Annotated in this window: 21 protein-coding genes; 13 read left to right on the top strand and 8 right to left on the bottom strand. The window is 69.6% G+C overall.

Translation table 11 applies throughout. From position 1 onward, the window contains the following. Positions 1-3 precede the first annotated feature (3 nt). The 6 genes from RKD20_RS19530 (at position 4) to RKD20_RS19505 (ending at position 3,493) form a co-directional block, all read left to right on the top strand. Positions 4-801: a type III pantothenate kinase gene (locus tag RKD20_RS19530; protein ID WP_020122551.1), complete on the top strand. Its 798-nt coding sequence runs from the start codon at positions 4-6 to the stop codon at positions 799-801. Positions 802-930: 129 nt separating this feature from the next. Further along, positions 931-1,611 carry a hypothetical protein gene (locus RKD20_RS19525; RefSeq protein WP_424883269.1) on the top strand — a complete coding sequence of 227 codons (681 nt, stop codon included), beginning with the start codon at positions 931-933 and terminating at the stop codon, positions 1,609-1,611. Between the two features lie 59 nt (positions 1,612-1,670). Continuing rightward, positions 1,671-1,835: a hypothetical protein gene (locus RKD20_RS19520; protein WP_037717523.1), complete on the top strand. Its 165-nt coding sequence runs from the start codon at positions 1,671-1,673 to the stop codon at positions 1,833-1,835. 149 nt (positions 1,836-1,984) lie between these two features. Continuing rightward, positions 1,985-2,377 carry a BlaI/MecI/CopY family transcriptional regulator gene (locus RKD20_RS19515; RefSeq protein WP_424878830.1) on the top strand — a complete coding sequence of 131 codons (393 nt, stop codon included), beginning with the start codon at positions 1,985-1,987 and terminating at the stop codon, positions 2,375-2,377. A 9-nt stretch (positions 2,378-2,386) separates the two neighbouring features. Next, positions 2,387-2,935 carry an amino-acid N-acetyltransferase gene (locus RKD20_RS19510; RefSeq protein ID WP_020122548.1) on the top strand — a complete coding sequence of 183 codons (549 nt, stop codon included), beginning with the start codon at positions 2,387-2,389 and terminating at the stop codon, positions 2,933-2,935. Between the two features lie 222 nt (positions 2,936-3,157). Then, positions 3,158-3,493, top strand: a complete 336-nt coding sequence (locus tag RKD20_RS19505; RefSeq protein ID WP_007383771.1) for a histone-like nucleoid-structuring protein Lsr2 — start codon at positions 3,158-3,160, stop codon at positions 3,491-3,493. Between the two features lie 48 nt (positions 3,494-3,541). Here the strand turns inward: RKD20_RS19505 and RKD20_RS19500 are convergent, their stop codons facing one another. Next, entirely contained in the window at positions 3,542-4,336 is a 795-nt protein-coding gene (locus RKD20_RS19500) for an SCO3374 family protein (RefSeq protein WP_424878829.1), read from the bottom strand. A gap of 430 nt (positions 4,337-4,766) precedes the next feature. On the opposite strand from RKD20_RS19500, the gene RKD20_RS19495 reads away from it, so the two are divergent. Continuing rightward, entirely contained in the window at positions 4,767-7,292 is a 2,526-nt protein-coding gene (locus RKD20_RS19495; protein ID WP_020122546.1) for an ATP-dependent Clp protease ATP-binding subunit, read from the top strand. Between the two features lie 430 nt (positions 7,293-7,722). Here the strand turns inward: RKD20_RS19495 and RKD20_RS19490 are convergent, their stop codons facing one another. Beyond that, positions 7,723-8,355 carry an HAD family acid phosphatase gene (locus RKD20_RS19490; RefSeq protein WP_424878828.1) on the bottom strand — a complete coding sequence of 211 codons (633 nt, stop codon included), beginning with the start codon at positions 8,353-8,355 and terminating at the stop codon, positions 7,723-7,725. Positions 8,356-8,727: 372 nt separating this feature from the next. Here RKD20_RS19490 and RKD20_RS19485 point away from each other — a divergent pair, with 372 nt between their 5' ends. Further along, the gene (locus RKD20_RS19485) at positions 8,728-9,276 is read left to right on the top strand and encodes a M23 family metallopeptidase (RefSeq protein ID WP_424878827.1); all 549 of its coding nucleotides are present in this window, start codon (positions 8,728-8,730) and stop codon (positions 9,274-9,276) included. Positions 9,277-9,627: 351 nt separating this feature from the next. On the opposite strand, the gene RKD20_RS19480 is transcribed toward RKD20_RS19485, so the two are convergent. Beyond that, on the bottom strand, positions 9,628-10,224 hold the full coding sequence (locus RKD20_RS19480) for a TetR/AcrR family transcriptional regulator (protein WP_424878826.1): 597 nt from the start codon (positions 10,222-10,224) through the stop codon (positions 9,628-9,630). Positions 10,225-10,366: 142 nt separating this feature from the next. Between RKD20_RS19480 and RKD20_RS19475 the strand changes: the two genes are divergently transcribed. From RKD20_RS19475 to RKD20_RS19460, 4 genes are all read left to right on the top strand, one after another. Next, positions 10,367-11,932, top strand: a complete 1,566-nt coding sequence (locus RKD20_RS19475) for an MDR family MFS transporter (protein ID WP_424878825.1) — start codon at positions 10,367-10,369, stop codon at positions 11,930-11,932. Positions 11,933-12,037: 105 nt separating this feature from the next. After that, entirely contained in the window at positions 12,038-12,532 is a 495-nt protein-coding gene (locus tag RKD20_RS19470; protein ID WP_424878824.1) for a helix-turn-helix transcriptional regulator, read from the top strand. Continuing rightward, the gene (locus tag RKD20_RS19465; RefSeq protein ID WP_020122540.1) at positions 12,529-12,963 is read left to right on the top strand and encodes a VOC family protein; all 435 of its coding nucleotides are present in this window, start codon (positions 12,529-12,531) and stop codon (positions 12,961-12,963) included. The genes RKD20_RS19470 and RKD20_RS19465 overlap by 4 nt, the downstream gene beginning before the upstream one ends. Next, entirely contained in the window at positions 12,954-13,808 is an 855-nt protein-coding gene (locus RKD20_RS19460) for a class I SAM-dependent methyltransferase (RefSeq protein WP_424883268.1), read from the top strand. The genes RKD20_RS19465 and RKD20_RS19460 overlap by 10 nt, the downstream gene beginning before the upstream one ends. A gap of 35 nt (positions 13,809-13,843) precedes the next feature. On the opposite strand, the gene cseC is transcribed toward RKD20_RS19460, so the two are convergent. From cseC to RKD20_RS19435, 5 genes are all read right to left on the bottom strand, one after another. Further along, on the bottom strand, positions 13,844-15,178 hold the full coding sequence (cseC, locus tag RKD20_RS19455) for a two-component system sensor histidine kinase CseC (RefSeq protein WP_424878823.1): 1,335 nt from the start codon (positions 15,176-15,178) through the stop codon (positions 13,844-13,846). Between the two features lie 17 nt (positions 15,179-15,195). Further along, a complete protein-coding gene (gene cseB, locus RKD20_RS19450) occupies positions 15,196-15,900 on the bottom strand; it encodes a two-component system response regulator CseB (protein ID WP_424878822.1) in 705 nt (234 codons plus the stop codon). A 66-nt stretch (positions 15,901-15,966) separates the two neighbouring features. Continuing rightward, positions 15,967-16,656 carry a hypothetical protein gene (locus tag RKD20_RS19445; RefSeq protein WP_424878821.1) on the bottom strand — a complete coding sequence of 230 codons (690 nt, stop codon included), beginning with the start codon at positions 16,654-16,656 and terminating at the stop codon, positions 15,967-15,969. After that, positions 16,641-17,183: a SigE family RNA polymerase sigma factor gene (locus RKD20_RS19440; protein ID WP_020122536.1), complete on the bottom strand. Its 543-nt coding sequence runs from the start codon at positions 17,181-17,183 to the stop codon at positions 16,641-16,643. The genes RKD20_RS19445 and RKD20_RS19440 overlap by 16 nt, the downstream gene beginning before the upstream one ends. A gap of 237 nt (positions 17,184-17,420) precedes the next feature. Beyond that, a complete protein-coding gene (locus RKD20_RS19435) occupies positions 17,421-18,374 on the bottom strand; it encodes an A/G-specific adenine glycosylase (protein ID WP_424878820.1) in 954 nt (317 codons plus the stop codon). 428 nt (positions 18,375-18,802) lie between these two features. Between RKD20_RS19435 and RKD20_RS19430 the strand changes: the two genes are divergently transcribed. Beyond that, positions 18,803-19,648 carry a hypothetical protein gene (locus RKD20_RS19430; protein WP_424878819.1) on the top strand — a complete coding sequence of 282 codons (846 nt, stop codon included), beginning with the start codon at positions 18,803-18,805 and terminating at the stop codon, positions 19,646-19,648. Positions 19,649-19,709 lie beyond the last annotated feature (61 nt).

The raw sequence follows: 19,709 nt of genomic DNA, 5'->3' as shown, positions 1-19,709 counted from the left end.
GCGATGCTCCTCACGATCGACGTAGGCAACACGCACACCGTCCTCGGGCTGTTCGACGGCGAGGACATCGTCGAGCACTGGCGGATCTCCACGGACGCCCGCCGCACGGCGGACGAGCTGGCCGTACTGCTCCAGGGCCTGATGGGCATGCATCCGCTCCTCGGGGACGAACTGGGCGACGGCATCGACGGGATCGCCATCTGCGCGACCGTGCCGTCCGTGCTGCACGAACTGCGCGAGGTGACGCGGCGCTACTACGGCGACGTGCCGGCCGTGCTGGTCGAGCCCGGCGTGAAGACGGGGGTGCCGATCCTCACCGACAACCCCAAGGAGGTCGGCGCGGACCGGATCATCAACGCGGTGGCAGCCGTCGAACTGTTCGGCGGCCCCGCGATCGTCGTGGACTTCGGCACGGCGACCACGTTCGACGCGGTGTCCGCGCGCGGGGAGTACGTCGGCGGGGTCATCGCGCCCGGTATCGAGATCTCCGTGGAGGCGCTCGGGGTCAAGGGTGCGCAGCTGCGGAAGATCGAGGTGGCCCGGCCGCGGAGCGTGATCGGCAAGAACACGGTCGAGGCGATGCAGTCCGGGATCGTGTACGGCTTCGCAGGGCAGGTCGACGGCGTGGTGAGCCGGATGGCCCGGGAGCTCGCGGAGGACCCGGACGACGTCACGGTCATCGCCACGGGCGGGCTGGCACCGATGGTGCTCGGGGAGTCGTCGGTGATCGACGAGCACGAGCCCTGGCTGACACTGGTGGGGCTGCGGCTGGTCTACGAGCGGAACGTGTCACGGATGTGACCTGGGGGCCGGGACGCCCGGACCGGCATTGGGGTGGCCCGGTCGCGCCACACCCGTCCCCTATGACGAGTTTGTCTGATTAGCGCGTACTGTCGCCGCATGCCCACGCCATACGGATCCCGCGGCGGCATGGCGTTCGGCGTGGAGGAGCTGCGTGTGCTCCGCCGCGCTCTCGCCCTCGCCCTTCACCCCGCCCCTGCCTCGGCCGAGGACATCAAGGACTGCCACCGCCTCGCCGAGTCCCTCGACGAGGCGGTGCGCGAGGGGGCCCGGCTGCGCGCCTTCCTGGTGGCCGACCTCGCCCGGTACCGCGCCGCGCTGCCCGGCACCGCCGCCGGCTACCTCACCCTCCTGGAGGAGGCGCTGGGTGCCGGGTACCGGCCCGAGCCCGACGATCTCGCCGCGCTGCGGGCGCTGCGCGGCAACCCCGTCGCGGCGGCGCTGCTGATTCGCTGCCAGATGCTGGCCGAACGCGACGTACGGGCCCGCCTCGCGGGCGCCACGGGTGCTCGGCGTGCCCCGGTGACCCCTGCGGTCCCGGCCTCCCGTACGCGCCTGCTGGCGCTGCCCGGAGGTCTTTCCGGAGGGCTCCGCGAAGAGCCTTCCGGGCGCGCGCCGGGCGGCCCGGCGGAACAGGACGCCAAGGTGCCGGCGAAGCGTCCGGAAAAGGCCCCGGTCGAGCCCGCCGAGAAACCCGCTCCCGCCGCCCCGAAGCCCTCCCGGCCCATCCCCACCCCGGGCGAGGTCTTCCCTCGCCGCAAGCCGGCCCCGCCCCCGGCGAACCCGCCGCAGCAGTTGGCCGCGGGCTGAACGCGGGACAGTCCGCACCCCGCCCGAGTTGTCCCGGTGCCGCTGGCTACTCTGGACGCATGGACTATGTCTCCGCGCTCGTGCCCCCGGTCGTCATGGCCGTGTTCTTCATCGGTGTGATCCGGGTCATCGTGAAGACCCAGGGCGGGGCCAACAAGGCCAAGGAGGACGCGGCCGTCGACGCCGCCCTCGCGCGCGCGGAGGCGACCAAGCAGGCCGACTGACCGGCCGCGCCCTCGTCGGCGTACGACTCTCCGAGCCGCCGTGCTTTCGGAGTCGTACGCCCTTTTTGTTGCTGTTTGGCGTTGAAAGGGCCCGTCCGTCACGCCAATAGCCGGATCTCCCACTATTGTGCTGAGGTGTGCCTCGCCCATTGGGAGAACTCGAAGACGCGGTCATGACGCGGGTGTGGAAGTGGAACCGCCCGGTCACCGTTCGAGAAGTCCTGGAAGACCTTCGGCAGGATCGGTCCATCGCGTACACCACGGTGATGACCGTTTTGGACAATCTCCATCAGAAGGGCTGGGTGCGCCGTGAGGCGGAAGGCCGGGCCTATCGATATGAGGCGGTCTCCACACGGGCCGCCTACGCCGCCGCACTCATGAACGACGCCTGGTCCCAGAGTGACAACCCCGCCGCCGCTCTCGTCGCCTTCTTCGGGATGATGAGCGAGGAACAGCGACAGGCACTCCAGGACGCCGTACGGATCGTCGGGGGACCGACCGTGGAGAACCCCGACTCGGCATCGCGAGAGGGCGGGCGATAGCGTCCGCTCATGTCCGCGAAGAGCCCCTCCGCCGAGAACCCCGAAGTCACCGCAAAAGCCATCACCGTCCGGCGGGCACGCACCAGCGATGTCGCCGGCATCCGTCGGCTCCTTGACTCCTACGTCCGTGACCGCATCCTGCTCGACAAAGCGACGGTGACGCTTTACGAGGACATCCAGGAGTTCTGGGTCGCCGAGCGCGACGACAACGCCGAGCTGGTCGGCTTCGGCGCCCTGCACGTCATGTGGGAAGACCTCGCGGAAGTACGCACTCTCGCCGTGAAGCCCGGGCTGAAGGGTGCCGGGGTCGGGCATCAGTTGCTGGAGAAGTTGTTGCAGACGGCCCGCTGGCTCGGTGTTCGTCGCGTTTTCTGTCTCACCTTCGAAGTGGACTTCTTCGGCAAGCACGGCTTCGTCGAGATCGGTGAGACACCCGTTGACACCGATGTCTACGCCGAGCTACTGCGTTCCTATGACGAAGGCGTGGCAGAGTTCCTCGGTCTCGAACGAGTGAAACCGAACACCTTGGGCAACAGCCGGATGCTTCTGCATCTGTGATCGTCAAGGATTCCGCCGCTCGGCCCTGCCCAGGTTCCCTATGTCCGAAACGCGCATGTTTCCGGTCGGGGCGGCCCCTGTCGGTCTCTCCCGAGGGTTTGTGTTTTCCCAGCAAAAGCGGTTTGCTTTCCGACGTACTGCAGTACTGCATATAACAGGGGACGGTGAAACGGCGGACGCCGCAGACCCCCGGCCCTCAAGTATTGGATGAAAGGAAATCCGGTGGCACAGAAGGTTCAGGTCCTTCTTGTCGATGACATCGACGGCGGCGAGGCGGACGAGACCGTCACGTTCGCGTTGGACGGCAAGACGTACGAGATCGATCTCACGACTGCCAATGCGGACAAGCTCCGTGGCCTTCTCGACCCCTACGTGAAGGGCGGTCGCCGCACCGGAGGCCGTGCTTCGGGCGGCCGCGGAAAGACGCGGGCCGCTTCCGGTGGCAGCCAGGACACCGCTCAGATCCGCGCCTGGGCGAAGGAGAACGGTTACGAGGTCAATGACCGCGGCCGTGTCCCGGCGAGCATTCGCGAGGCTTACGAGAAGGCCAACGCCTGATCGAGGGTCCGCTGAGGCCGGGGCCACGACGGCCGGGGCCGCGAAGGCCTATGGCCGAGCGCGCCTCAGCCGCAGCCGGTGGCAGTGCGTGGCCACCGTGTTCACGACGCGTACGAGATCGGGGGCGCCCCCACCGCCCCCCAGTGCCGACATCGTCGGCAGCGAGGCCTCGACCTCGCACCCAGGCTCGGGGGGCCGCACCCACACGGCGGCCCCCTGCAGGGCGCCCGGGCGGCCCAGGACGAGAGGCCGCCGGCTTCCGGTGGCGGGGCTCGTCTCTCGCGGCTCTTTCGCCGCTTTCGGCTCTTTCCGTGACTGTCGGGGCAAGAGTCCGGTCGATTCCGGGAGCGACGGCGGGACGAGGGATGCTTCCTCCCCGGGCGCCGGACGCGCGGACCGTCCCGACGAGACTTCCGCGAGTTGGCCCACCCAGGGTTCCGGAGGACGCGGTGCCTGCATCACGCCGCCCGTCCCGACCGCCCGCAGGTCGAGCGCCAGCGTGCCCCACTCCAGCCAGTCCAGCAGGCCCGGCAACTCCTCCGTGCTGCCCGCCGCCACCAGGAGCAGCATCCGATCGCCCCACAGCGCCACCGGAGACGCCTCGGCGAGGTGGCGCAGGGTCGCGCGTCCCGCCTCGGCCGGGACGTCCAGGACGTCGAAACGAAGCCCCAGGCGCAGTCGTACGGGAGATTCAGGGGTGCTCGCGGGCACCGTGGGCCAGCCCAGTTCGTTCTCGTACCAGCGACGGACCGGATCGTCGCCGAAAGCGGCCCGTTCCAGCGGCCGACGGGGGAGCGGGACCACGGCGACATCAGTGGTGAGAGGGGGGTGGCTGGCGACCATGCCAAGTGCAACCGCCGGAAAGGCCCGAGGGTTACGCTGGGTGTGCCGACGTGTGCGAAGAGTGTCTGAAATGGGGGCGTGCGGAGGTGCGGGGTGGCACAAGGTTGTTCGCCCGTAGCGGAGGGACTGGGGGCGTACGGCATGGAGTGTCGGTTCGAGCGGGTAAGACATCCCTAGTGGGAGGGGGCGACACGCAGGAAAGGCCGTCTCACGTTCGCCATCGGCGTACTGGCGACTGGGGTAACTGCCTGGCCTGCGGGAACATCGTCTCGCACCATCGGGTTGGACAGGATGTCGGCGTTCGGGGTCAGGAGGCCATCGACGGTGTCGGCAGTTGGAATGAGCGGTCCCCGCTTGCGGGACTAAGCTGCGGAAGGACAGGGAGGGGAAGTTCCCCCCACTGCCTGACCGCTCTGAGGAGCGATTAACGATGTTCGAGAGGTTCACCGACCGCGCGCGGCGGGTTGTCGTCCTGGCTCAGGAAGAAGCCCGGATGCTCAACCACAACTACATCGGCACCGAGCACATCCTCCTGGGCCTGATCCACGAGGGTGAGGGTGTCGCCGCCAAGGCCCTTGAGAGCCTCGGGATTTCGCTCGAGGCGGTCCGCCAGCAGGTGGAGGAGATCATCGGGCAGGGGCAGCAGGCCCCGTCCGGGCACATCCCCTTCACCCCCCGTGCCAAGAAGGTCCTGGAGCTGTCGCTCCGCGAGGCCCTTCAGCTGGGCCACAACTACATCGGCACGGAGCACATCCTGCTCGGCCTGATCCGTGAGGGCGAGGGCGTCGCCGCCCAGGTCCTGGTCAAGCTGGGCGCAGATCTCAACCGGGTGCGGCAGCAGGTCATCCAGCTGCTCTCCGGTTACCAGGGCAAGGAGACCGCCACCGCCGGCGGGCCTGCCGAGGGCACCCCCTCGACGTCCCTGGTCCTCGACCAGTTCGGCCGGAACCTCACCCAGGCCGCTCGTGAGTCCAAGCTCGACCCGGTCATCGGGCGCGAGAAGGAGATCGAGCGGGTCATGCAGGTGCTGTCCCGCCGTACCAAGAACAACCCGGTGCTGATCGGTGAGCCCGGCGTCGGCAAGACCGCCGTCGTCGAGGGCCTCGCCCAGGCCATCGTCAAGGGCGAGGTGCCCGAGACCCTCAAGGACAAGCACCTCTACACCCTGGACCTCGGCGCGCTGGTCGCCGGCTCCCGCTACCGCGGTGACTTCGAGGAGCGCCTGAAGAAGGTCCTCAAGGAGATCCGCACCCGCGGCGACATCATCCTGTTCATCGACGAGCTGCACACGCTGGTCGGTGCGGGTGCCGCCGAGGGCGCCATCGACGCCGCTTCGATCCTGAAGCCGATGCTGGCCCGCGGTGAGCTGCAGACCATCGGTGCGACCACGCTGGACGAGTACCGCAAGCACCTGGAGAAGGACGCGGCCCTCGAGCGCCGCTTCCAGCCCATCCAGGTCGCGGAGCCGTCCCTGCCGCACACGATCGAGATCCTCAAGGGTCTGCGCGACCGGTACGAGGCCCACCACCGTGTCTCGATCACGGACGAGGCCCTCGTCCAGGCCGCCACCCTGGCCGACCGGTACATCTCGGACCGCTTCCTGCCGGACAAGGCGATCGACCTGATCGACGAGGCCGGATCCCGGATGCGCATCCGCCGGATGACCGCGCCGCCGGACCTGCGCGAGTTCGACGAGAAGATCGCGGGCGTGCGCCGCGACAAGGAGTCCGCGATCGACTCGCAGGACTTCGAGAAGGCCGCCTCCCTCCGCGACAAGGAGAAGCAGCTCCTGGCCGCCAAGGCCAAGCGGGAGAAGGAGTGGAAGGCCGGCGACATGGACGTCGTCGCCGAGGTCGACGGCGAGCTGATCGCCGAGGTCCTCGCGACCGCCACCGGCATCCCGGTCTTCAAGCTGACCGAGGAGGAGTCCTCGCGCCTGCTGCGCATGGAGGACGAGCTCCACAAGCGGGTCATCGGCCAGGTCGACGCCGTCAAGGCGCTGTCGAAGGCGATCCGTCGTACGCGTGCCGGCCTGAAGGACCCGAAGCGTCCCGGTGGTTCGTTCATCTTCGCCGGCCCGTCCGGTGTCGGTAAGACCGAACTGTCCAAGGCGCTCGCCGAGTTCCTCTTCGGTGACGAGGACGCGCTGATCTCCCTCGACATGTCGGAGTTCAGCGAGAAGCACACGGTCTCGCGGCTCTTCGGTTCGCCTCCCGGTTACGTGGGCTACGAAGAGGGCGGCCAGCTGACCGAGAAGGTCCGCCGCAAGCCGTTCTCCGTCGTCCTGTTCGACGAGGTCGAGAAGGCCCACCCGGACATCTTCAACTCGCTGCTGCAGATCCTGGAGGACGGTCGGCTGACCGACTCCCAGGGCCGGGTCGTGGACTTCAAGAACACGGTCATCATCATGACGACCAACCTCGGCACCCGGGACATCTCCAAGGGCTTCAACCTGGGCTTCGCGGCCTCGGGCGACAAGAAGACCAACTACGAGCGCATGAAGAACAAGGTCTCGGACGAGCTCAAGCAGCACTTCCGGCCCGAGTTCCTCAACCGTGTGGACGACGTGGTCGTCTTCCCGCAGCTGACGCAGGCCGACATCCTCCAGATCGTCGACCTGATGATCGGCAAGGTCGACGAGCGCCTCAAGGACCGGGACATGGGCATCGAGCTCTCCCAGTCCGCCAAGGAGCTGCTGTCGACCAAGGGCTACGACCAGGTGCTGGGCGCGCGTCCGCTGCGTCGCACGATCCAGCGCGAGATCGAGGACACGCTCTCGGAGAAGATCCTCTTCGGTGAGCTGCGTCCCGGTCACATCGTGGTCGTCGACACAGAGGGCGAGGGCGAGACCAAGACCTTCACCTTCCGCGGCGAGGAGAAGGCGGCCCTGCCGGACGTCCCGCCGATCGAGCAGGCGGCCGGCGGTGCCGGGCCGAACCTGAGCAAGGAGGCGTAAGCCTCACGGCGATGCCTTGAAGGGCCGCTTCGGAACTCCGGTTCTGGAGCGGCCCTTTTGTGTGCGTACGGCTGTGTGCGCGGCTTGTGTCCGCAGGGCGCGGTTTCCTGGTGAGTGCACGGTAGCCGGGGCGTACGGCTCATACGGCTCGTAGGTCGTTCATTTCCAGGTCGCGCGCAGGGTGGGCAGTCGGCGCGTGAGGGGGCAATGGCGGCGGGCTTCTTCTTCGGCCGGGAAGGGCGGCGGCTCGCACGGGGGCGAGGGCGGAGAGGCCGAGGGTTTGCCGACCAGACCAGACCAGACCAGACCAGATCAGACCGGGGCCGGGGCCGGGGTCGGCTGACCGTCCGGCCGGAAGAGCTTTTTTCACGCGCCGACTCCATCCGCCACTGCCCTGAGCGCGCGGCGGCGGATGGAGCCTGGCCGGAGGTCAGGACAACTGGCCGTTGTAGTCCGGGAGTTTGAAGGTCTTCTCGGCGTGGCCGCCGGAGAGGTCGGTGGCGCTGTTGCCGATGTTCGCGATGATCGTGTAGCCCTTGTTCTCGATGTCGACGCGCTGGGCGGTCTTGTAGGCGGCGACGTCCTTGAAGAGGTCGATGAAGCTGCGGACGTAGAGGCCGCCCACCTGGTAGCCGACGTGCTGGAGGTTGTAGTCGGTCACCGGGGCGATGATGCCGGGACGGGCGGTCACGAAGAACAGGGAAACGCCGTGCTGCTGGGCGTACTTCGCGACCTCCAGGACGGGCTTGTTGGCCGGCTGGGGGTAGCTGAAGCCGAAGTCCGTCTCCAGGGTGGTGTTGTCGATGTCGAGGACGATGGCCTGCTTCTCGCCGGGCCTGGGGGCGGCGATACGCGTCTTCAGGTAGGCCAGGGCCTGGTCCATCACGGTCTGGCAGTCCGTCTGCCAGGTGGCGTAGTCGACGTCTTCGGCGGCGGCCGTAGCGGTCGTGGTGGCGCTTGCGGTGGTCGTCGCGGCCTCGGCCGGGACGGCCAGGGCGACGAGGGCGGCGGCGGTGACGGTGCTTACGGCTATGTGGCGCGCCCAGGGGCGTCTGATTGTCATGGGGTGGGGGGTCCTCTCACGTCCGGAAACGCTGCAGTTGTCTCGTGCATGTTTGTTGGTGAGGGTGGCGCGAGAGGAACCGTAGGGTTACCGGTTGGTAGGAGGCCAGAGACGTGCGTCACTTGGCATGGCTTTTACATCGGGGCCGCCGGTGACTTGCCGCACAGGTGATTTGTCCATTACTAGGCGGAATAGTGAAGAAATCGCGGGAAGGGAAGCGACTTCTGGGGCGACCTATCGGGACCTATTACTACATTCCATCGTAGATGGGCTGTTTGGGCGTATTCGGTCTCTGGGGTTACCAAGGGATGCGCCATCCGGCGGCCTTCGTGCGCCGGGTGGCTTCCTGTCCCCGGCTTCATGAGGTTCCGAATGTTCCAGCGCGTCTCCCACCGTTCTTCCCGTACGTCCCTGCTTCGCACCCGTGTGACCGTCATGGCCGCGTCCGTCGGGGTGTCGGCTGTACTGGGGGCCGGAGTCGCCTCGGCCGCGTCCTCCTCGGCCTCCTGGGTCGACCCGGTGAAGAAGTACACGCTCAGCGCGAGCTTCGCGCAGGCCGGTGGCATGTGGCAGTCCACCCACAGCGGGCAGGACTTCGCGGTGCCGAGCGGTACGACCGTCGTCGCCGCGCACGGCGGGACCGTCGTCAAGGCGGGTCCGGGCGGAGCCGGTGACGGTGCCGCCTACGGCAACGCCATAGTGATCAAGCACGGCAAGGGGAGGTACTCGCAGTACGCCCACCTCTCCCGGATCAAGGTCAAGGTCGGCCAGGTCGTCAAGACCGGTCAGCGCATCGCCCTGTCCGGCAACACCGGCAACTCCAGCGGCCCGCACCTGCACTTCGAGATCCGCACGACCGCGAACTACGGCTCGGCCATCGACCCGGTCGCCTTCCTGCGCGCCAAGGGCGTCAAGGTCTGAGCGGATCCCTCCGGGGGAGGGGACATGCCGGGCCCGGGTCGTCGGGCACGGGGTGTGCGGCGGCCGGGGTGTTCCTGGGCAGAGGGGGGCGCGTCGGCGGGGGCGTCAGTCAGCCCCTCGCGCCACCGCCGACCGAACCGCGGGCGTCAGCTCTTCCTGGTGCCCCTGGCGTGGATCGGGGGCGGCGGCCGCTCTGGCCGCCCCTGGGGCGGACCGTAGGCATCAATTCCTCGCGCTGCCCCCAGTTGAACCGCGGGCGTCAGCCGCTTCGGTCGGCACCAACCCCTCGCCCCGCCCTCGGCCCTAACCCTCCCCGCCCCCCAGGGCCTAACCCTCCCCGCCCCCCAGGGCCTAACCCTCCCCGCCCCCCCGATGCGCCTGCGTGACCAAGTCCGTGGCGACCTCCAGGACCGCCTTGCGCTTGGCCTCCTGGTCTCCGGCGATGTCCTGGAGGAAGAACATGCCGGCGTGCAGGGTGAAGATCGCGCTGACGCAGCGGACCTGGTCGGTCAGGTCGGCCTCCGGGTCGACGATGATCTCGCGGAGTCCCTGCATCCGCTCCTTGAAGGTCTCGCCGACGCGCAGTTCACGGACCGCCGCCTGGTTCTCCTGCATGAAGCGGAACAACGGCGTCGCGCCGGCCAGTGTCGCGCTGTAGCGCCGTACGATCTCCTGCTTCGTCTCCAGCGTGTGCGGCTGCTTCCTGCCCCACTCGATCAGGTCGAGGATCGGCTGCGTCAGGTCGTCGAAGATGCTGACGAGGATCTCTTCCTTGGTCTTGAAGTGGTAGTAGAGCGCCGCCTTGGTGACATCCAGGTGCTCGGCGATCTCCCGCAGGGACGTCTTCTCGTACCCCTGCTCCGCGAAGAGATCGAGGGCCACGTCCTGGATGCGCTGGCGCGTGTTGCCGCGGCGCTGCTGCTTCGTGACGTCCATGGTGCCGCCCATCCTCATGCTCCTCGGCTTCCCATAAAACTTACTTGACGCCCGGCTAGTTACGCGTCTACCTTCCCAGTGTAGACAACTAGCCGGGCGGCAAGTAAGTGCCCCGGCGGGGGCAGTACCGCAGGACCTCAGGGGAGTGGGAACGATGGCGGACACACAGACGGTCGAGACGGAGCCGGACAAGAAACAGCGCAGCGTGCGGGTCGTCCTGCTCGCGCTGATGATCACCATGATGCTCGCGATGCTCGACAACATGATCGTGGGCACCGCGATGCCGACGATCGTGGGCGAGCTCGGCGGGCTCGAACACCTTTCGTGGGTCGTGACGGCCTACACGCTGGCCACCGCGGCCGCCACCCCCCTCTGGGGCAAGCTCGGCGACATGTACGGCCGCAAGGGCGTCTTCATGAGCTCGATCGTGCTCTTCCTGCTCGGCTCCGCGCTCAGCGGCATGGCCCAGGACATGGGGCAGCTCATCGGCTTCCGGGCCGTGCAGGGCCTCGGCGCCGGCGGTCTGATGGTCGGCGTCATGGCGATCATCGGCGACCTGATCCCGCCGCGGGAGCGCGGCAAGTACCAGGGCATGATGGCCGGCGTCATGGCGCTCGCGATGATCGGCGGACCGCTGGTCGGCGGCACCATCACCGACAACTGGGGCTGGCGCTGGTCCTTCTACATCAACCTGCCGCTCGGTGTCGTGTCGCTCGGCCTGATCAGCGCGGTCCTGCACCTGCCGAAGAAGCGTGCACAGGCCCGCATCGACTACCTGGGCGCCGCCCTGCTGACCGTGGGCATCACCTCCATCGTGCTGGTGACCACCTGGGGCGGCACGGAGTACGCCTGGACCTCCGCGCGGATCATGGAGCTGATCGGCATCGGTGTGGCCGCGCTCGTCGGGTTCGTGTTCTGGCAGACCAAGGCGACCGAGCCGGTGGTCCCGCTGCACATCTTCCGCAGCCGCAACTTCACGCTGATGTCGATCATCGGCTTCATCACCGGCTTCGTGATGTTCGGCGCCACCCTCTTCCTGCCGCTGTACCAGCAGTCCGTGCAGGGCGCCTCCGCCACCAACTCCGGGCTGCTGCTCCTGCCGATGCTCGGCGCGATGCTGGTGACCTCGATGGTCGCGGGCCGGATCACCACCAACAGCGGGCGGTACTACGTCTTCCCGGTCCTCGGCAGCGCCCTGATGATCGTCGGGCTGTACCTGCTGTCGACGATGGACACCGGGACCTCGCGGCTCACCTCCGGTGTCTTCATGGCCGTGGTCGGTCTCGGCATGGGCTGCCTGATGCAGATCACCATGCTGGTCGCGCAGAACAGCGTCGAGATGAAGGACATGGGCGTCGCGTCCTCCTCCACCACCCTGTTCCGTACCCTCGGCTCCTCCTTCGGTGTCGCCATCATGGGCGCACTGTTCAACCACCGGGTCCAGGACGTCATGGCCGAGCGGGGCGGAACGCTCGGCTCCAAGGTGACCGAGCAGTCCGCACAGCTGGACGCGAAGAGCTTGGAGAAGCTGCCGGCCGCGGTGCGCGAGGCGTACCAGGTCGCGGTGTCGGCGGGCACGCACTCGGCGTTCCTGCTCGGCGCGATCGTCGCCGTGGTCGCGCTGGTGGCGGCGGTGTTCGTCAAGGAGGTGCCGCTGAAGGGAGCGGGACCCCAGAAGTCGGCGGACGACGCGGCGCCGGCTCCGCTGGTCGAGGTCTGAGCCGGCCCTGCTGAACCGAAGGCCCCCGGATGGTGTCCGCCCCGGGGGCCTTCTCCGTGTGCGCTCGCGAGGGCGATGTCAGTGCCGCGTGCCACCATCGGCCTCATGGACAAAGTGCGGCAGATCCGGCTCGCCAAGGACGCCATGGACCGGGACTGGGCCGACCCGGAGCTGGACCTCGGCGCGGTCGCCGCGCATGCCGGGTACTCGCGGTACCACTTCCTGCGGGCCTTCAAGGAGGCGTACGGCGAGACGCCCGGGCAGTACCTCACGCACCGGCGGATCGAGCGGGCCGAGGAGATGCTGCGGGCCGCCGATCTGAGCGTCACCGAGATCTGCCACCTGGTCGGCTTCAGCAGCCTCGGCACCTTCTCCGCCCGCTTCAAGACACGGACGGGACTCACCCCGAGCGAGTACCGCAGCAAGAACGTGGGCCGCGGGGCCGCCCTGATCCCCGGGTGCTACGCCATGCTCTGGGCCGGCGGCTTTCCCCCAGCGAGAGCCGCGAAAAGCACCGCAACTTTGAAGAAGCGGCCCGACCCCGCCGCTGCCTACGGTGACAAGGAAGAACCCCCGGACGACAGGAGAGCGGAGCCATGATCCAGGGACTGGGCATCGCCACCGTATGGACCTTCGACCAGCAACGCACCAAGGCCTTCTTCACCGAGAAGCTGGACTTCGAGGTGCGCAGCGAGGTCTCGATGGGCGAGATGACGTGGGTCACCGTCGGCGCCAAGGAGCAGGAGGGCGTCGAGCTGGCCCTGATGAGTCTCGACGGCCCCGGGCTGGACCCCGAGTCCGCCGAGGCGCTGCGGAAGCTCGTCGGCAAGGGCGTGATGGGCGCGGGAGCGTTCCGGACCGACGACTGCCGCGGTGACTACGAGACCTTCCGGGCGCGCGGGGTGGAGTTCATCCAGGAGCCGCAGGAGCGGCCGTACGGCATCGAGGCGATCTTCCGCGACGACAGCGGCAACTGGTACTCGCTGACCCAGCGCAGCGAAGAGCTGGACTTCTCCAAGGACTGGGCGTGACGGAGGACGTGGCCGAGGCCGACCACACGGCCGTACGGGTCGCCCTCTGGCGGGCCCTGCACGTGCGCGCCGATCCGCCGCCGCACGTCCTGGAGGACGAGATCGGGCTGCGGCTCGCCGGCCCGGAGGACGGGTGGCGCGAGCGGCCCGACATGGACGTGGCCGCCACGCGCCGCACCCGGGCGTCGATCGTGGCCCGGACCCGGTATGTGGAGGACCTCGTCGTCCAGCGGGGAGTTGACCAGTACGTCGTCCTCGGCGCCGGTCTCGACACGTTCGCCCAGCGCAGAGGACCGGAGCTCGCCGCCGAGCGCGGGCTGCGGGTCTTCGAGGTCGACCGGCCGGGACCGCAGGCCTGGAAGCGACGGCGGCTGGAGAGGCTCGGCTTCGGTGTCCCCGAGTGGCTGCGGCTCGTGCCGGTCGACTTCGAGGGGGACTGGTGGGGCCGCCTGGCCGAGGCCGGGTTCGATCCCGGGCGCCCCGCGGTGGTGGCCTCCACGGGCGTCACCATGTACCTCACCCGGGAGGCGAACGCCGCCACGTTCCGCCTGGTCGCCGCGCTCGCACCGGGGTCCACGCTGGTCACGACCTTTCTGCGGCCACCGGAGGACGTCGAGCCGGATCAGAGGCCACAGCTGGAGGCCGCGGTGCGGGGAGCGAAGGCGGCCGGGACGCCGTTCCTCAGCTTCTTCAGGCCCGCCGAGATCGTGGCCCTGGCCCGCGAGTCGGGCTTCCGGGAGGCCGGGCATGTTCCGGCGGAGGAGCTGGACCAGCGGTACTTCAGGGGGAGAACGGACGGCGTACGACCGTCCAGGGGAGAGGAGCTGATGCTGGCACGCACCTGAGAAATGCCACCCGAAGGGGCCCCGCAGCCGGCAGGTCACGGCAGCATCGGATAGCTCCCGGTGGCCGTGGGCGCATGCTCCGGCAGCCACAGCACCGCCACCGCGCCCTCCGCGTGCACCCCGTCGGGAGCCCCCGCCGGCCGCACGTTGCGGAAGGTCAGCCGCGCCCCCAGCACCCGCGCCTGACCGGCCGCGATGGTCAGACCGAGCCCGTGGCCGTGGCCCGCGCGGTCCGCGCTGCCCGTGCGGAAGCGGCTCGGGCCGTCGGCGAGGAGGTCCTCGGGGAAGCCGGGGCCGTGGTCCCGGACCCGGATGACGCGGCCCTCGACGGTGACCTGGACGGGCGGTTTGCCGTGCCGGGCGGCGTTGGCGAGGAGGTTGATCAGCACGCGTTCCAGGCGGCGCGGATCGGTCGTGACCTCCGACTCGTGCACCACGCGGACCTCGATCTCCGGGTCCTTGGCCGCCACCCGGCGGGTGACGAACTCGCCGAGCAGGATGTCCTGGAGCTCCGCCCGCTCGTTGGCTCCGTCGAGCCGGGCCACCTCCAGGACGTCCTCGACGAGGGTGCGCATGGCCTTCGCGCGGTCCAGGACCAGTTCCGTGGGCCGGCCGGGAGGCAGCAGTTCCGCCGCCGTCAGCAGACCCGTCACCGGTGTCCGCAGCTCGTGCGCGATGTCCGCGGTGACCCGCCGCTCCGCCTCCAGCCGCTGCTGGAGCGCGTCCGCCATGGCGTCCACGGCACTCGCGAGGTCGTCGGTCTCGTCCCGTACGACCCCGCCGATCGCGTCCCGCACCCGGACGTCCGTCTCGCCCTTGGCCATCTGGTTCGCCGCGGTCGCCGCCTTTCGCAGCCTTCGCGACAACTGCCCCCCGATGAGCACGCCGAGCGCGCTGCCGCCGAGGACCACCGCGATGGAGCCGATCACCAGGGCCTGGTCGAGGTCCTTGAGGATGTCGGTGCTGCGGTCGGTGAACCCGGTGTGCAGCGACAGCACATGCCCGCCCTTGACCGGGACCGCGGCCCAGATGTCCGGGCCCCGGTCGGGCCGGTCGGAGACGTACGTCGCCCGGCGGCCCTCCTCGACCTTCTCGCGCAGCGGGGGCGGCAGATGAAGGTCGTCGACCGCGATGCTGGGGAAGTTCGGCTTGCCTGTCAGTTCGTAGTTGCGCTGGGCGATCCGGATCCGCTCGTCCGCGAGGTCACGGGCGTTGTCCAGCATCGAGACGCGGGCCGCGTTGTGCACGACCAGGCTCAGCGCGACGGCCACGAGCGCGCCGACCAGCGCGATGGCCGCGCTGAGCTTCCATCTCAGCCCCGTCCGCACCACCACGCGCTCCATCACCGGGCCCCGCAGGATCCCCCGCATGCTCCAGGTCCCCCTGCTCAGGCTTTCAACTTGTAGCCGAACCCACGGACCGTCTCGATCCGGTCCTGGCCGATCTTGGTGCGCAGTCGCTGCACATGGACGTCGACGACCCGGGTGTCACCGCCCCAGCCGTAGTCCCACACTCGCTCAAGGAGCTTGTCCCGGGACAGGACCGTGCCCGGCGCGGAGGAGAACTCGAGCAGCAGCCGCATCTCGGTCGGGGTGAGCGCCACCGGCTGCCCGGCCTTGCGCACCTCCATTCCCTCGGTGTCGATCTCCAGCTCGCCGAAGGTCAGCACACCCCCGGCGGCCGCGTCCGCGCTCTCCTCGCCCCGGTCGCTCCCGCCCGCGTGCCCGAAGCGGCGCAGCACGGCACGGATCCGGGCGACCAGGACGGCCCCGTCGAACGGCTTGGTCACGTAGTCGTCGGCGCCGGCCTCCAGACCGAGCACCACGTCGATCGAGTCGGCGCGCGCCGACAGCATGATCACCGGCACGGTGGACTCGTCGCGGATACGGCGGCACAGGCTGACCCCGTCCAGGCCCGGGACCATGACGTCCAGCAGGGCGATGTCGGGACGGTCCGCCCGGAACGCCTCCAGGCCCGACAGGCCGTCGGGCATGGCGGTGACCGCGAAGCCGTCCCGCTCCAGGGCGAGTTGGGTGGCCTCGCGGATGACGTCGTCGTCCTCGACGAACAGCACGTGGGTCTGGTCTGCCATCCGGGTGCTCTCACTCTTCGGGGTCGATGCGGTCACTGGGGGATCGTTCCGGGAGGCCCGATCGGTTCAGCTGCCGGGCGTCGGCGTCGGATCCGTGCCGACGACGTCGCTGTAGTCGCTGTGCGTCCGGTACACCGCGGCGAACCTCCCCGAGACCCAGCGGTACGTGATCACGTTCTCGCCGGACGGGTCCGACACCGGGTCGCCCTTCTCGTACACCTGCTTGGTCACCACCAGGTCGCCGCGGTCGATCTCGGCGTAGACCGGAGGTTCCTCGGTCTGGAAGACATTCTGGTAAGAACCGTCTTCCTCGCGGTACACGTACGAGCCGACGCCCACCAGATCCGCACAGGTCACGACGTTGACGACGACGTCGTCGGCCGAGCCGCCGGTCAGGTCGCCGTAGAACAGGTCGACCGGGTACTGGTCGGTGCCGCAGGGCTCCAGATCGCGCTTGACCGCCTCGGAGACCTTCGGGTCCGACTGGAGGAGAGCGACCGCGCCCTTGCGGTCCAGGCGCGGGGAGGCCTGGGCGGACCGCATGACGGACGGCAGGGGTGAGGGTGAGGCACCGTCCTCCGCGACCGCGTGCGCCGGACCCTCGTCACGGGTGCCGGTGCCGCCGGTGGCGCAGGCGGAGACGAAAAGGGCGAGGGCGGCCAGCACGGCCACCGCCGTGCTCGCCGCCTGGAAGATCCCCCGGACCGGAGCGTGGTCCGGCCGGGTGGGCCCGGTTTCGGTCAGGCCGCCGCGCAACGCTCCCGCTCCTCACGCTCCAGCGCGCGTGCGTCCAGGTCGCGGGCCTCCAGCTCCTCGCGGAGCCGGGCGAGCGCCCGGTGCAGCGTGCTCTTGACCGTACCGGCCGACATGCCGAGGGCGGCGGCCGTCTCCTCCGTGGACATCTGCTCCCAGTGTCGCAGCACCACGACGCTGCGCTGCTTGGGGGCGAGCACCTTCATGACGTCCATCAGCAGGGCGCGGTCCGCGTGCTGCTCGGTGGAGTCGTCGACCGAGGCGTCCGGGAGCTGCTCGGTCGGGACCTCCTCCAGCTTCCGCGCCCGCCACCACTCCGTGCGGGTGTTGATCATCACCCGGCGCAGATAGGCGTCCGCGAGCCGCTTGTCCTCGATGGTCTCCCAACGGCCGTACGTCCGTACGAGCGCCGTCTGGAGCAGGTCCTGCGCGTCGACCGGGTCCGGGACCAGCCGGCGTGCGCTGCGCAGCAGCGCGTCCTGCCGGGTGCGAACGTACTCCTCGAACTCGAGCACCTCTCCCTGCGCCATGCCGACCGCCTCCTGATCCCCGTTTCCGGCAGTCCCTGCCGGTTCTCATCACGTGTGCTGCCGCCTGGTGTGCGGCATGGCAATGAAGCTACGGAGCTGTTGTCACGGGGCTGTGCGAAGCAGCACGCGGCTGGCAATCGGCTGTCCGTCGGTTGTGTAACGGAAGCCGAAAACGGGTAAACCGGCGCGGCTATTCACGTTGATTCGAGGGTATTTGCCCGTTTGCTTCGTCACGGGCTATGTCAACGGCAGCCGATACAAACCACCCGGGAGGGGCTCGACGAGTCCGTCCGCGACCAGACCGTCCAGCGCCCGCGCCCGCTGCACCGGCTCGTGCCACACCCGGTCGAGCACCGTCTGCGGGACGGGCGCGTGAGCTTCCCGCAGCACGGCGAGCAGCTTGCCGCGCACCTGACGGTCGGTACCCGCGTACGTCTGCCCGCGCCGCGGCGGGCCGTCGTGCTCGGGCTTTCCAGCGAGCCGCCAGGCGCACTGGGCGGCGATCGGACAGCGCTGACAGGACTCGTTCTTGGCCGTGCAGACGAGCGCGCCGAGCTCCATGGAGGCGGCGGCCCAGCGCGCGGCGGTGCTCTCGTCCTGAGGCAGCAGCGCGCGGGCGAGCTTGCGCTCGGCGGCGGTGGTGGCGTTCGGCGGGTACCGCACACCGGTCACCGCCCGCGCGAACACCCGCCGCACATTGGTGTCCAGCACGGCATGCCGCTGCCCGTACGCGAAGGAGGCGACGGCGGCCGCCGTGTACTCGCCGATCCCGGGCAGCGCGAGCAACTGGGCGTGGTCCGTCGGTACATCACCGCCGTGCCGTTCCGTTATGGCGACCGCGGCGCCGTGCAGCCGCAGCGCCCGGCGCGGATAACCGAGCCGGCCCCAGGCGCGCACCGCCTCACCGGGCGCCTCCGCGGCCAGATCGGCGGGCCGGGGCCACCGTGCGAGCCACTGCTCGTAGACCGGCAGCACCCGGCTCACGGGCGTCTGCTGGAGCATGAACTCACTGACCATCACCCCCCACGGGCCGGCCTCGGGCCGCCGCCACGGCAGATCCCGGGCGTGCTCGTCGAACCAGTCGATGACAGGGGAGTGCAGGCCGGCTCCGCCGGGGGCGTCGGTGATGCCGTCGGCGGGGCTGCCGTGCGGGGACTCGGGCTGGGGCTGGGGCTTCGTGGGCACAGTCATGGCCTTCCGATCCTGCCATGGCCGGGGGCCGGTGCGGGCGGTCCGCCACCCCCGGGGGGACACCGGACCTCTGACGGTGGACGGCGGTAAGGACCGCCCCTCCGAGCCCCGCCACGGTCCGGAGCCGGACCCGCACCGGAAGCGGTGTGAGGGGAGCGGCGAGCAACTCGTGGCGTGAGCGGCGGAGTCGGAAGGCAGTCGTGGCCAGAGGTGCAAGGGACGCGTGGGTGTCGTCCGTGCGGCCGGTGATGTCCCGGTGGATCCCGGCGGACTCGAAGTCCGTGGTCACGGACCGTAGGCGACAGGCCGATACGGTCACGCCCCGTGATCGTCACGTGTCAGTTTCCGGAATGATGATCCTGAAAAGTTGTGTCGCCGGGCGGCGGGTGAGGACGGCGAACTCGCCGATCTCTCGTACAGTTTGCGCCGTGGGATCTCTGCGCAATCCGGTCGGGCCGCTTCCCTCCTCCATCTACTGGCGACGGAGGGCCGTCATGCTGTCCGTCCTCGGCGTGCTGGCGCTGCTGATCGCGTGGATCGTCAGCTCCGGCGGCGGAGGCGGAAAGAACGGCGCGGACGGGCCCAACGACAAGAATCCCTCCCCCTCGACGATCACCCCCGGGCCGTCCGGTTCCGGGCCCGCGATCAGTCAAGCCCCCGGCGGCCGCGACGAGTCGACGACCGGCGGGGGCGCGGGATCGGGCACTGGTTCCAGCGCCGGCGCCGGTGCCGGAACTGGGGGCGGCTCGGGTGTCGGTGGTGAGGCCGGCACGGCTGGTTCCGCCGGGGCTGCCGGGGCCGGCAGCGCCGGGGGCGGCGGTACGGGCACCGGGGTCGGGCAGGGCGACACCCTTCCGGCCGGTTCCCCGCTGCCCAACTGCACCGCCGGTGCGGTGAGGTTGAGCGTGCGCAGTCTGCACAACGCCTACGACCCCGGCCAGACGCCCACGCTGCTGCTGACCGCGACGAACTCCTCCGGCACTGACTGCAAGGTCGATCTCGGGCCCAAGAACGCGGTGTTGACGATCACTCAGGCCGATGCGGACGACGCGTACTGGTCGTCCGCCGACTGCCCCAAGACCGCGGGGAACCTGGTCTACCGGGCTCCGGCCGGGAGCAGCATCACGTACACCGTGAAGTGGGACCGCAAGCCGAGCGCTCCGCAGTGCGCGACGCCTCCCGCGGGGTCGGCGGGTTCCGGGACCTACCTGGTGGAGGTCAAGACGCCCGGGTATGCCACCGCGCAGACTTCGTTCGTGCTGGAGAACGACTGAACGACCGTCCGCGGCACCCGCTCGGGGCGGAGCCGCGGATGGACACAGCCCCCGCCCCGGA

It is taken from the genome of Streptomyces sp. SLBN-8D4 (genome assembly GCF_049739545.1).
Lineage (GTDB): Bacteria > Actinomycetota > Actinomycetes > Streptomycetales > Streptomycetaceae > Streptomyces > Streptomyces canus_C.
This window is presented reverse-complemented; position numbering and strand designations above follow the sequence as displayed.